A 13657-nucleotide genomic window follows, 5' to 3' on the forward strand; every position below is an offset into this window, starting at 1 on the left:
TGGACTTTTCTGTGTAAATCTAAATTTTCGTTTTAGCACAGCTATAAGATTGTTCGTTTATTCACAAACGATTAGTTGCTAAAATTACTATTCATTCTATTTGTGATAAGGTGACAAGTTATCAGCGCTACGGCCCAATTTTTTGAGCAAGCCGATGAGTTGATCTCTTTCGGTTTCACTGATTCCGCTAAAGGCACGTTCAATCTGACGTGTATAATCAGGATAAATTTCGTCCATGACACGTTGTCCTTCGTCCGTCAATTCTGCATATATAATCCGACGATCTTGGTCGCACGGGTGACGGTGCAAATAACCGCGGCTTTCCAGTTTGTCGATAACATAAGTGACATTTCCGCTTTGAAGAAGCAACTTTGCTCCAATTTGTTGGATTGGCTGTGCGCCCTTGTGATATAAAACTTCCATCACGGCGAAGGCCGTTGGGTTGAAGCCCACCGTTTTGATGCCAGCAACCGCATGTTCGTTTACACTTTTGAATGACTTGGCAAACACGCTATACAAATGCATGGATTGCTGTGTCACCAATGTTCGGTAATCTATCATCTTCATTCCGCCTTTATGTATGGATTTGGGCATCCTTTGACCGCTCGGCTCGGATGACCGGGCAACCATACCCTTGTTACTAGCATAAAGGGATTTACGTAGCGAAAACATGCGATTTGTCACAGTAGCTGCTTTTTTAACTATTTAATTTCAAAGCTTTAAAGTAAATTTTTGAAAAATAAAGGTTTTGAATGTAAAAATACTGTTCCGGTTGGTTATATTAAAAATAACATACCTAGCTTGATGAACCCCAATTAACCAAATAAGCTACTTCAGAGGAGATGAAACACATGGATACAGGTTCTTTCCGTTTTCAATTTCGTGATCCGCAGCAAGCCGTCCAAGCCTGTGAAACATTAAAGGAAATTGGATACTCTGCCAGCACAAATGGTGACACAGGTCTCAGTGTTCATATTGAGAACCAGGATGTGCTGTCTGCATTGGAAATTTGCCAAGCCTATGAAGGAAGCATGATTGAGGTAGGGACTCTTTTCTCTAAACCGGATCAATATCCCGGTTTGCAAGGAAATACAGGTGTACAACATCCAGGTTATAGCCCGGAAGATTGGATTATCCCGGCACACACGATCAACGAAGACTGGAGCGAAGCTTATAAAAATGGCTCCTCTCAAACGTACACTAATACGATGGAGGAGCACAACGTCAGCTCTGATCAACAACCTGAAGACGAAGTGGATGGATTTTCTGGAAGCATCCATATCTGATTTTGTCCTAAAAGTCATGATTAGAATTTGAGTCTTCACTGTTCAGCTCATATTAGGATAAAGCTCCTATAAGACCATTAATTATTGTGGCTTTGAAGGAGCTTTTTTTGTGTGGGAAAAACTCAGTTAGAGCTTTCACCAGAATTGAAATTCTGTAGGATATGCATAAATAGCAACGACAGCAGGGAATAACAATTTCAGAAAGGAGGTCTTGACCTTGCAAAAATTAGGAGTTCACGAAAAATTGGAATTGCATGAGCTACTTACGTTTAAAACAACTTGCCTGACAAAAGCCCAAACCATGATTCCTTTAGTATCAGACACAAATTTAAAAAACATTTTGCAGCAGGATGTTAACGGTGGCACACAAGATATTCAACAGCTTAGAAATCTGCTCGTGTAATTTAAAGGAGGATTAACGTGAATTCTATTGTTCAGAACATGACTGGAATGGGCGGAATGACGGATCAGGTGATCGCTTCAGACCTGTTGATTTCGGCTAAAAGTGGAATTAAAAGCTATGCAATTGCCCTGACAGAGTCAACCAGCTCGGAAGTTCGCAATGTTCTTTGCGACCAATTGAGCAAAGCTGTTAATCTTCATGAACAAATTTTTAATTATATGAAGAACAATGGTTACTATAACGCTTATGAGCCGGATCAGCAAATACAAATGGATATTCAAAATGCGGACAAGGCACTTTCTATGTCTAAATTTTGATAATTAATAATTAACGCAACAAAAGATCTATTTAGTCCCAACTGAAGTCTCTGGTTTTATATAGAAAAAGCATCAGCAAACCTTAAACGAGTTTGCTGGTGCTTTTTTATTACATAAATAGTCACACTTCTAATCCAGAAATCACAAATAACGAAATGAATTGCTGTCCACATGAAATATGGTGAAGAAGGCAATCATAATATCGGAGAACTAGGTCTCAATATCAGGAATAGGGTGATTTTCATTATGGGCAAGTCTTCAGCTGTTAAGCAAAAAGATCAAAAACTAAAATGGTGGCAACTTAGTTTATTAGGCGTTGCAGGTACCATTGGTACAGGATATTTCCTCGGGTCTGGCTTAGCGATCTCCATAGGTGGTCCAGCCGTACTGATTGCATACTTTTTTGCAGCAGTGGGAACATATGTGGTGTTTGATGCCCTTTCGCGCATGACGGCAGATCATCCTGAACAGGGTTCTTTCCGTTCCTATGCCCAAAAAGCATTTGGAAGTTGGGCAGGATTCGGCAGTGGATGGGTGTATTGGTTCTCAGAATTGCTTATCAATGGGAGCCAACTAACCGCGCTATCTATATTCTCACGCTTTTGGTTTCCTCAGGTACCGATGTGGATATTTGCAGCAGGCTTCGGGATTTTAGGGCTTGTGATTGTTTTTTTTGGCAATAAGGGTTTTGATCGAGTTGAAAATGTACTGGCCATCATCAAGATGGCAGCTATTGTTATGTTTCTGGTTTTGGCCGTTGCTCTTTTGGCAGGCTGGATCGGAGGAGGAAAATATAATCCGAAGTTCCCCATCAGTTACAAAGAATTTTTTCCGACTGGGGGCATAGGATTGTGGTCATCTTTTATTTTTGCCTTTTATGCATACGGAGGTATTGAAGTGCTCGGAATTATGTCTAATCGGCTTCAAAAACCGGAGGATGCACCTAAAGCAGGCAAGGTAATGCTGATTACACTGGTTGCAGTGTATGTGCTTTCAATTGGTCTGGCTGTGTCTATGGTGCCATTAAGTGCCTTTAACCCGAAAGAAAGTCCTTTTGTGCTTGCGCTTAGCAGTGATCACCTGGTTTTTGTGCCTCATTTATTTAATGGAGTGCTTATTATTGCAGGGTTCTCCACAATGACAGCATCCCTATACGCAGAGACATCTATGATGCTTACGCTTGCACAGGAAGGAGATGCGCCCAAATTATTTTCACGGAAGTGGAAGGGCAAATATCCCCTTTATGCACTTAGTTTGATCTCCGTTGGATTAATATCAGCCATCGTAATGTCGTTGCTGCTACCGGGAAAAGTATATGAATATATCACTACAGCAGCGGGTTTAATGCTGTTGTATAATTGGTGCTTTATTTTGCTGTCTTCAGGTAAGCTACTGGAATCGAGCAAATCAAACAATATTAAACGTTGGATTGGATTATTGTTGATAGCTATGGCCGTGGTCGGATCATTTTTTCATAAACTTAGCCGTCCGGGAGTGTACATCAGCTTATTGCTTGTCTTGTTAATTGCAATATGTGACCTCATTGTACAATGGGTTCGCCGAAAGCACGCCAAGGAATCTCGTTAACGTTGTCAGTGAGTTAAGCGTTAGCGTAAAAAAAGTAATTGAAATGCTTGTACGCCAAAATAAAAGCCAAAACCGATAAGAGATAATCCGGACATCCAAGAGATGGTTTTAAGCAATCCGGTTTTTAAGAACCGCCGGAAAATACTTGAAGCGGCTGCCATGGTCACATCCCATAGTAACACGCCTAATACAATCGCTCCGCTATAGATCATTAGCTGTTGTACTGGATATGTATTAGCGACGTTTGCGAGTATGGATCCGTAAATGCCAAGCCAAAAAAGGATGGAGAGAGGATTAAATAATGACATTAGAAAACCGGACATAAATGAGTTACTTAATGTATTACCATTTCCCCTTAATTCGGATTCTGAAATCACACCTGCATTTTTGATGCTTTCAATACCTGTATACACAAGTACGAAAAAACCAAACAGCCATAAAAAAGCTTTGACAAACGGAGCATTAAGAAGGTGAATCATTCCCAAATAAACAAGCAGCATATAGATAATGTCTGCGGTTATTGCACCAAGCCCAATAAACCAGGCGTGCCAAAAACCATTCTTGATACCCCGATCCAACTGTGCGGCATTAATCGGTCCAATAGGGGCCGAAAGTGACAGACCAAGAAAAATATAACTGATAAAAGTATTAATGGTGACTCCCTCCTTGATTTTTTATTGGATGTTATGTATTTTGTCTATTTAAGTTTATTCGGACAAACCCATTTATAAGACCATATTTTTTGTGCGTATATTGTAGGAGTAGCCTCGTTATTGCCAACCAACCTATCAATGAATTAAATCTAAAAAAGGAGCTCTAATTCCGTTCACACAAGGATTAGAGCTTTTTTAATGACAGGTTATAAAAAAAGTTTATTTGATCGAATAATTGGGGTTGACACTTTTATTGAAAGCGCTTATATTTATCTCGTAAACAATACGTTATATAACGTTATATAAAAAGGAGAGATAAAAATGAATGTACAACAGACGGTTCAGACGATTTATGAACAAGCAAGCGGAGAGATTTCTGAGGTGTATTTAGTAGCCTGCGGGGGCTCACTAGTCGATATGTATCCTTCGAAATATTTTCTGGATAGTGAAGCAAAGAAGTTGGTAGCAGGGATGTATACGGCGAATGAGTTTGTGCACGCACTGCCAAAACGATTAGGTAAAAACGCTGTAGTCATCGTGTGTTCCCATGGAGGAAACACGCCGGAATCGGTTGCAGCTGCTAAATCAGCCAAAGAGAAAGGCGCTTACACCATCGGCTTAACCCACAATAGTGAAGCGGCACTGCTCAATTATTCTGATTATTCATTCCTCTACGAGTGGGGAGATGAGAGCGATGTCAAAAATAACCCGATGGCTATTATTTTGGAGCTTACTGTTGAGCTGCTTCAAATCGCTGAAGGCTATGTGCATTATCAAGCTTTCCAGAACGGCTTGGGAGCAATCAATGGAATTATTAACCGGGCAAAAATACAAGTTGAACCGCGTGCCAGTGTATTCGCTGACAAATATCGCAATGAAGACCTCTTCTATATCCTGACCAGCGGAGCTTCTTATGGACATGCGTACGGATTTGCTATCTGCTCTCTAATGGAAATGCAATGGCTTCATGCGGCTTCAATCCATTCGGGTGAATTTTTCCACGGACCGTTTGAAGTAACGGATAAAGAAACTCCATTTATTCTGATGATCAACGAAGGACGCACACGGGCATTGGATGAGCGGGCACAGACTTTCTTGAATCAATATGCCGAGAAAGTGGAAGTGATCGATGCAAAGGAGCTTGGAATTGGAACTATTGCCGACGAGGTCGTCGAGTTTTTTAACCCGGTTTTATTTTACAGCATTGTATGTGTTTATCGTGAAGCACTCGCAAATGTACGCAATCACCCACTGGAAACTCGTCGTTATATGGGCAAAGTAGCTTACTAAGCGCACTTACCAACAGGAGGAAAACCATCATGAAAGTTCTAGGCATTGGCGATAATGTGGTAGATAAATATGTTCATCTGCGCATGATGTATCCTGGCGGCAATGCGCTTAATTTCAGTGTGTTTGCCAAAAAAGCGGGAGTAGATGCAGCCTTTATCGGAGTATTCGGAGATGATAACGAAGCACAGCATGTAGAACACATTCTCCGTGAGCTGGAAATCGACATTTCACGGTGCAGATATCACAGCGGGGAGAATGGCTGCGCACGTGTAACCCTGGAAGACGGAGACAGAGTATTTCTGGGCAGCAATGAGGGAGGAGTTACACGTCTCCATCCGCTGAAGCTGAGTGAAGATGACAAGGCCTATGTTGGCGGATTCGACCTTATTCACACCGGCTTGTACAGTCATACAGGGCACTTGCTGCCTGAATTGAAGATGCTGGGAATCCCTCTTTCTTTTGACTTTTCGGATGATTTCATAGATGCACAGGTGGAGAAATATATTGCGTACGCCGATTTCGCTTTCTTCTCTTGTAGCCATATGACGGATGAAGAGACACAGAACTATATCCGCTCCAATCGAAAAAAAGAGGGGCAAATTCTGGTAGCCACACGCGGCGGAGATAGATCTATTGCCTATGATGGTACTAAGTTCTATTTTCAAATGCCTGATTCCGTGGACGCTGTGGATACGATGGGGGCAGGAGACTCTTATATAACCGCCTTTTTACTGAGCTTTTTGAAAAATGGAAACATTCAGGACGCTATGGTAGAAGGCTCGAGGGTTGCTGCTCAGAGCTGTCTGGTAGAAGGTTCTTTCGGATACGGCGTCCGCTACTAAAAAAATTATGTTCAAATATCTTCACTTGTAAGAATATGTAACATTTGATACTCTAAGTGGGAGTAATATAACGTTATATGACAAGTGAGGGCACATTATGTTGAATTCGGACCAAGCAGAGCCATTATATATTCAATTACAAAAAGCGGTCAAAACGGCTATTCATAATGGAACATTTACGCAGGGAAGCCGTATACCGACCGAAACTGAGCTAAGCGAGACCTACAATGTAAGTCGAATTACCGTAAGAAAAGCCATTGCCGAATTGGTTCATGAAGGTTATCTGACCAAACGTCAAGGAAAAGGTACCTTTGTCAATGTACCCAAAATTGGGCGGAAGATTGAACATGTCATCAGCTTTACGGCTGCCTGCAAATCCAACGGCCTATCTTCACACAGTGTGGTCACAGAACGTGAAATCATAGAAGCAGATGAGGAAATTGCACATCAGTTGCAGCTGCAACAAGGAGAAAAGGTGTTATATATTCAGCGCAAAAGATACGCCGGTGATCGACCGCTAATGCTGGAGAATAATTTTTATCCTTATGACCGATTTTCTTTTCTAATGGAAGAGCAGTTGGTGGACTCTGTATACGAACTGTTACGTCATAAATACAGCATTGATCCTAACCAACCGGGAGAGACGATATTACAAATCGCTTTGGCGGATGAATACCAGGCAAAGCTGCTGGAGACGGCCATCGGACAGGCGTTGTTCTACATGCACACGATTATTTATGATCAGCATGGAGGCCCCGTTCATGTAGGTAAACAGTACATCATTGGAGATCGTTATCAATTCTCAATATAAATCCGTTGCCTGTTATGTAAATGTATTCAGGTACGGCGCAGCTTCTGCTTCCACTCTATAAGAGAAGCAGAAGCTATATTATAACGTTATATTACGTTATGTAGTGAGGCGGATGAATAATGAGGGGGTGAAATTGTGCAAGGGAAGAATGATACATTAGCGGACAAAGTTTTACTGTCAAATGCTATTTTTAATGGCTTAGAAAATGAAGCCTCGCCGGGGTTTATTGCACTGCGAGGAGAATGTATTGCAGCAGTGGGGCGTCCCGAGGAGGCACAAGCTTGGATAGGAGCGGGAACGGTTGTCTGTGATTTGGGCGATGCTTTTATCATGCCAGGAGTTCATGACAACCATGTATTTTTTACCGGATATATGTCGATGCATCGGGGCGTGGATTTGACTCATGCAGCCTCTATTGAAGAAGCAATGGAATCCATGCTACAAGCGGCAAACAACCTTCCGCCAGGGAAAGATGTAACCGCTTACGGCTGGAGCGAGGAAGGTTGGGGCAAGCTGCCTGAGCAAAGCTTGTTGGACGAGCTGTTCCCTGATCGGGCGGTGATTGCCATTAACCTAAATAAAAGCTACTGCTGGATGAACCGACTGGCTCAGGAGAAATATCAATTTTTGCCGGATCAATGCAGTGCTGAGGCACGCGCTTTGCTGCTCCAAGCTATGATGAAGGATCACAGCCTTGTCAAACAAGAGTTTATGGAGTTTTGCCGCATACTAGCTGCACGAGGAGTTACCTCCATAAAAGATATTGGCTTTGACCGGCATAGCGAGCTGCTGCCGATTCTAGAAGAATTGAAAGAAACAGGAGAACTGCCGCTCCGATTTCATTTCTCACTTGAACCCGTTGTTGAACCGTTGGATATTGGCACCGGTATGAAGTATAAAGCACTTTATAATGGGGACCTTATTCGTTTCCAAGGATACAAGCTGATGCTTGACGGCGTCGTAGCAGATCATACGGGGGACATGCTGGAACCGTACGCAGATATGCCTGAAGTCACGAATTTGAGGACGGTTGATTACGAAAAAATTGAAGCCTCTGTGCTGGAAGCGGACAGCCAAGGTATCAAATGCTGCCTAACTGCAGAAGGTGATGCTGCGATTCGCCAAGCGGTATCCATGATTGAAAAATGCCGCGAACAACAAGGTAATAACCTTATCAGACATTCTATCAGTGATCTAGAGTATCCTCATCCAGATGATTTGATCAGAATGGGCGAAAACGAAATTTTTGCCGAAGTCTACGCCCAAATCCTGCTACTGAATCCAACCTATGAAGAGGCCTATATGCCTGTTGTGGTAGGCAAAGGTAATGAGAACCGATTTTATAATTATAAATCTATGCTGGAGGCTAACGTGCCAATAACCATTGGGACTGATCTACCTTTATTTATCACAAGTGTCCCTGATTCACTGTACTCAGCTTCTCATCGGTTATTTCCGGACGGATCACCTGCTGGAGGCTGGTATCCCGATCATGGGATGCCGCCATCCGAAGTTTTAAAAGCATGGACCATTAATGGAGCCAGACATTGTTATATGGAAGAGGTCACAGGCACGCTGGAGGCTGGAAAATATGCTGACATCGCCGTTTTTGACCGCAACCTTCTTAATGCATCCGCTAGTGATATCAGGGATGCCCAAGTGATACTGACCATTATGGGAGGGAAGGTTACTTATAACCATTCTTGGAATGAGGGATAAACATGAACATCGAGAAAAAGAAATGGAAATTATCCTTGCCCCATAGCTATACCTTAATATTTTTGATTATTATTACAGTCGCCGCATTGACATGGATTGTACCCAGCGGACAATTTGACCGGCATGAAGTGACAGTGAACGGTGTGACCAAAACCGCGATCGTTTCGGGAACCTATCACACTGTACCCAAAACGGGTGAGAACGGTGATTTAAGACAAGGACTCCCCCAAATCCTAAGCGCTCCTATTGAGGGGATTATCAATGCCGCCGATGTGGTCTCTTTTGTCCTTATTGTGGGCGGCTCCTTCGGGATTATACTGCAGACGGGAGCCATTGACCGTGCCCTGACAGCTCTTGCCAGACGGCTGAAGAATAAGGGGATTCTGCTTATTCCAATTGCCATGGTTATATTCAGTCTCGGAGGCTCTACCTTTGGAATGAGCGAAGAAATTATTCCGCTTTATGCGATTTTTATTCCATTAATGTTTGCCCTAGGCTTCGATTCTATGACTGCTATTCTCATTCTATTTCTGGGAACGCAAATTGGCTATGTTGGTTCGACTGTTAATCCATTTTCAGTATTGATTGCCCAGGGGATCGCAGGATTGGAGGGGAATCCCCAGCTCTGGCTGAGATTTATCGAATGGCTTGTATTTACTATGATTTCTATTGCCTTTACGATGTGGTATGCGCACCGGGTTAAGAGAAATCCGGAGAAATCCATTGTTTTTCAGAGTGATATTATAAATCGCGAGCAGTTTATAAAAGAAAATACAGGTGAGGACGTCGTCTTCACGTTTCGGGACAAATTAATTATAGGTGGATTTATTGTAACGCTTGGAGCAATTGTCTGGGGAATTTTGGCCAAAGGCTGGTATATGACTGAAATCGGCGCCCTTTTCTTCGCACTCGGTCTTTTTGTCGGAGTAGTTACTAAAATGAGCCAGAAGGAAATAGCTGAGAATTTTGTAAAAGGGTGTGGAGAATTCATCTACGCTGCAGTGATCATAGGTCTCGCCCGGGGAATTCTGATCATCGCCGAGCAGGGTATGATCATCGATACCGTATTGAATGCACTCGCAAGCATTCTGGAAGGATTGCCAAGTTACTTGTTCACCACCATTATGTTGGTTGCACACAATATTATTACTTTCCTGGTCCCATCTTCTTCGGGGGAAGCAGCACTAACAATGCCTGTACTTGCACCGCTTGGCGATCTTGTAGGTATCAATCGTGAAGCAGTAGTCACAGCGTACCAATTCGGTAACGGGTTAACCAATCTCATTTCACCGACAGGCGGAGTACTGCTGGCGGGATTGGCCATTGCCCGGATCAGCTTTGGACAGTGGCTGAAGGTAATCTTCAAGCTATTCCCCATTCTGTGGTTAGTTGCTGCTATTTTTGCTGCGATTTCGGCTGCAGTGGGTATCTAATAAATCAAGTGAGAGCCCCTGTCTTTTAGAGACAAGGGTTTCTTTTTGTGCATAAGTTTACGTGAAAAATGAATAATATGGATAGCATTTTCCTAAGGAGGAAATAAAATTGATGCATGCTGATAATAGATTACTCGTTGCTGCTCTAGGCGGTGTTAATGAAATCGGGAAAAACATGTATTTCATCCAATACGATCAGGATATTGTCGTTATCGATTGTGGCTCCAAGTTTCCTGATGAGAACTTGCCTGGTATTGACCTTATTGTGCCCGATGTCACCTATCTGCTGGAAAATCAGGATAAAGTCAGAGCGCTCATTGTGACTCATGGGCATGAGGATCACATCGGAGGTATTCCCTATCTGCTGAAACAGATTAATATGCCCGTTTTTGGCACAAAGCTCACCATCGAATTAATTAAGATTAAGTTAAGGGAGCACAATCTTTTACGTGATGCTGAGCTTCATCTTATAGATGCAGATTCAACCGTTCAAGCGGGAACGATTCAGGCCTCTTTTTTCACCACGGTCCACAGTATCCCGGATTGCCTGGGTGTCTTTTTTCAGACACCGGAAGGCAATGTGGTCCATACCGGGGATTTCAAATTCGATATGTCTCCCGTAAGCGGACCTTTTCCCGATCTTCATCGAATGGCTGAAATAGGAAAGAAGGGGGTAAAAGTGCTGCTCTCCGAAAGTACAAATGCGGAAAGACCGGGATTTACCCCTTCAGAACGTTTGGTTGGCGGGCATATTCTAGATGCATTTGCCAGAGCCAAGCAGCAGGTATTTATCTCCACGTTCGCTTCTAATGTGAACCGTGTTCAACAAGTCATTGACGCGGCTGTGGAAACAGGTCGCAAACTGGTTTTACTCGGACGCAGTATGGTAAATGTGGTTTCGGTGGCGAAGGAGCTGGGCTTCTTGCATATGCCTGAGGATTTGTTGATTGAGCCGGGGGAAACAGAGCGGTTCCCCGCAGAAGAAATTGCAGTTTTATGTACCGGAAGTCAGGGAGAGCCGATGGCCGCATTGTCACGTTTAGCCAATTCCCTGCATCCCAAAATCGAAATTTTGCCTGGTGATACGGTCATCATTGCTGCGGGAGCCATACCGGGGAATGAGCGAAACCTTTCCCAGGTCATTGATAATTTGTATGTGCTGGGTGCCCAGGTTATTTATGGATCAGGCAGCTCCACGGGAATGCACGTATCCGGTCATGGCAGCCAGGAAGAATTAAAATTAATGATGACCCTGATGAAACCTGAGTATTTGATTCCCATACACGGTGAATTCAGGATGTTGTATCAGCATCGTCAGCTAGCGGAGTCTGTGGGGATTCCGATGGAGAATGTATTTATCGTCCATAACGGTGACACTGTTCAAATCGAAGAGGGAAGAGCATCCCTGGGGCCCAAAGTATCAGCCGGCAATAGCTTGGTAGACGGGTTGGTAACAGGGGACGTAGGTAATATTGTACTACGAGACCGTAAAAAGCTTTCTTCAGACGGAATGCTGATTATTGTGATGACGTTGAGCAAAAACGAGAAGCAAATGCTCGCAACGCCAGAGGTCATTTCAAGAGGCTTTGTATATGTTAAGGATTCCGAAGAGCTCATGAGTCAGATCCACGACACGATTATGTCCACAGTGAACGAGTTAACCGAAATCGAAATGAGTCAGTGGGGACTGATTAAGCAGATGTTAAAAGATGATGTTGGCCGGTTTATTTACAGTCAGACGAAGAGAAGACCCATGATTTTACCTATCATTATTGAGGTATAGAATAGCGGCAAATGTCAAAACAAGATAGAGCTTGTTCAATACGCGATTACTCAAAAAAAGACTTAAATCAGCAATACAACTGATTTAAGTCTTTTTGATTTCCTGTTTTCCCTAAAAATGCGGTTGTAATGGCGGTTTCTAGCGAAGCGGAGGATTTGAATCTGGAGAAGCGACAGCGATCGTAAGATCAAAGCCTACGCGTAGTGCCTCCCACTCCTACAGCATCACGTTTAAAGCCGATTGGGTTCCTGCTGTATGCCCTGTCGTAAACGCCGCTGTAATATTATAACCACCTGTGTAACCGTGAATATCGAGAATCTCACCGCAGAAGAACAATCCAGGCATCAGCTTGGACTCCATCGTTTTCGGATTAATTTCCTTCAAATTCACACCGCCCCCGGTAACAAATGCTTCCTTCAGAGAGAGCGTACCGTTCACACGGATTGGAAACGCCTTAATGTGATGAGCAAGTTCTTGCCATTGCTGCTTGGGAATATGATCATAGGTCAAATCCTCACGCAGTTCGGCTTGCTGGAGCAACAATGGAATCAAGCGTTCCGGTAAATAAGGCTTAAGCACATTTTTGATCGCTTTTTTAGCATCGACCGATGCCAATTCCAGCGTCTCACGGTAGACTTCATCGGCATGTTTGTGAGGCTGTAAATCCAGAGTCAACAACACCGTGTTTACCTTATCCTTTTTCATTCCCTTGACGACAAACTGACTGCACCGCAAAGCAGTTGGGCCAGATAGACCGAAATGTGTAAAAATCATATCTCCTTCATGGACGACAACTTTTTTTTGCTTCGCATTCCATACGGTCAGACTGATATCGCGTAAGGATAGTCCCTGAAGCTCTTTCGTCTGGATGAACGTCTCGCCTGAGGTCAACGGCACCTCTGTTGGGTACAGTTCCGTAATCGTATGCCCTGCTTGTTCTGCCCATGCATAGCCGTCACCTTCCGAGCCTGTATGCGGGACGGATTTGCCGCCAACGGCTACAATGACATTACGGCTATGTAGGATTTCACCGGAACGCAGCCGCACCCCAGCCGTATGACCTTCATTGTAAATAACCTCTTGAACAGGACAGCTTGTCCGAATCTCGACTCCTTGAGAGCGTACCTTGTTGATCAAAGCATCGACAACTGTTTTGGCTTTGTCCGTCACTGGAAACATACGCCCATTGTCTTCTTCCTTTAAGGCTATACCCAGCTGTTCAAAAAAGGCGATGATATCCCGATTGCCGAAAGCCGCCAGTGCACTGTGCAGAAAACGGCCATTACCGGGAATGTGTCGAATGAGTTCGTCCAGCTCTTTGGCATTCGTGACATTGCAACGGCCTCCACCAGAGATCCCCAGCTTTCGCCCGAGCTTATTTCCTTTTTCAAGCAAAAGCACCTTGGCGCCCTCACCGCTGGCAGCGGCAGCAGCCATTAATCCGGCTGAGCCGCCTCCGATTACAATAACGTCGTAAGTCATAAACCTCTTCCTTTTCGTCGACAAATTTTCAAAAAATTCAGAATGATGTAA

At 43.6% G+C, this 13657-nt stretch carries 13 protein-coding genes; 10 read left to right on the top strand and 3 right to left on the bottom strand.

What is annotated here, in order from left to right; translation table 11 throughout:
• Positions 1-96: 96 nt before the first annotated feature.
• Positions 97-561 (bottom strand): MarR family winged helix-turn-helix transcriptional regulator, encoded by a 465-nt coding sequence (locus tag ACYCSE_RS12700; RefSeq protein WP_013369372.1) that lies wholly within the window; start codon positions 559-561, stop codon positions 97-99.
• Between the two features lie 290 nt (positions 562-851).
• Between ACYCSE_RS12700 and ACYCSE_RS12705 the strand changes: the two genes are divergently transcribed.
• The 4 genes from ACYCSE_RS12705 to ACYCSE_RS12720 all read left to right on the top strand — a co-directional run bounded on the left by ACYCSE_RS12705 (position 852) and on the right by ACYCSE_RS12720 (position 3593).
• Entirely contained in the window at positions 852-1286 is a 435-nt protein-coding gene (locus ACYCSE_RS12705; protein WP_459702418.1) for a hypothetical protein, read from the top strand.
• A 217-nt stretch (positions 1287-1503) separates the two neighbouring features.
• Positions 1504-1689, top strand: coding sequence for a hypothetical protein (locus tag ACYCSE_RS12710; protein WP_029515813.1), 186 nt, complete (start codon positions 1504-1506; stop codon positions 1687-1689).
• 17 nt (positions 1690-1706) lie between these two features.
• Positions 1707-2006: a spore coat protein gene (locus ACYCSE_RS12715; RefSeq protein WP_250259444.1), complete on the top strand. Its 300-nt coding sequence runs from the start codon at positions 1707-1709 to the stop codon at positions 2004-2006.
• Positions 2007-2252: 246 nt separating this feature from the next.
• A complete protein-coding gene (locus tag ACYCSE_RS12720; RefSeq protein WP_459702419.1) occupies positions 2253-3593 on the top strand; it encodes an amino acid permease in 1341 nt (446 codons plus the stop codon).
• A 20-nt stretch (positions 3594-3613) separates the two neighbouring features.
• Here the strand turns inward: ACYCSE_RS12720 and ACYCSE_RS12725 are convergent, their stop codons facing one another.
• Positions 3614-4246: a LysE family transporter gene (locus tag ACYCSE_RS12725; RefSeq protein WP_081112522.1), complete on the bottom strand. Its 633-nt coding sequence runs from the start codon at positions 4244-4246 to the stop codon at positions 3614-3616.
• Positions 4247-4567: 321 nt separating this feature from the next.
• Here ACYCSE_RS12725 and ACYCSE_RS12730 point away from each other — a divergent pair, with 321 nt between their 5' ends.
• From ACYCSE_RS12730 to ACYCSE_RS12755, 6 genes are all read left to right on the top strand, one after another.
• A complete protein-coding gene (locus ACYCSE_RS12730; RefSeq protein ID WP_061831979.1) occupies positions 4568-5536 on the top strand; it encodes an SIS domain-containing protein in 969 nt (322 codons plus the stop codon).
• 29 nt (positions 5537-5565) lie between these two features.
• Positions 5566-6378: a PfkB family carbohydrate kinase gene (locus tag ACYCSE_RS12735; RefSeq protein ID WP_061831978.1), complete on the top strand. Its 813-nt coding sequence runs from the start codon at positions 5566-5568 to the stop codon at positions 6376-6378.
• Between the two features lie 97 nt (positions 6379-6475).
• A complete protein-coding gene (locus tag ACYCSE_RS12740; protein WP_061831977.1) occupies positions 6476-7189 on the top strand; it encodes a GntR family transcriptional regulator in 714 nt (237 codons plus the stop codon).
• A 135-nt stretch (positions 7190-7324) separates the two neighbouring features.
• Complete coding sequence (locus ACYCSE_RS12745; RefSeq protein ID WP_061831976.1) at positions 7325-8908, top strand: amidohydrolase; 1584 nt, start codon at positions 7325-7327, stop codon at positions 8906-8908.
• A gap of 2 nt (positions 8909-8910) precedes the next feature.
• Entirely contained in the window at positions 8911-10341 is a 1431-nt protein-coding gene (locus ACYCSE_RS12750) for a YfcC family protein (protein ID WP_250267432.1), read from the top strand.
• Between the two features lie 112 nt (positions 10342-10453).
• Positions 10454-12124: a ribonuclease J gene (locus ACYCSE_RS12755; protein WP_069291088.1), complete on the top strand. Its 1671-nt coding sequence runs from the start codon at positions 10454-10456 to the stop codon at positions 12122-12124.
• A gap of 216 nt (positions 12125-12340) precedes the next feature.
• On the opposite strand, the gene ACYCSE_RS12760 is transcribed toward ACYCSE_RS12755, so the two are convergent.
• Entirely contained in the window at positions 12341-13606 is a 1266-nt protein-coding gene (locus ACYCSE_RS12760; RefSeq protein WP_459702420.1) for a BaiN/RdsA family NAD(P)/FAD-dependent oxidoreductase, read from the bottom strand.
• Between the last annotated feature and the right edge of the window lie 51 nt (positions 13607-13657).

This window comes from Paenibacillus sp. SEL1 (genome assembly GCF_054602535.1).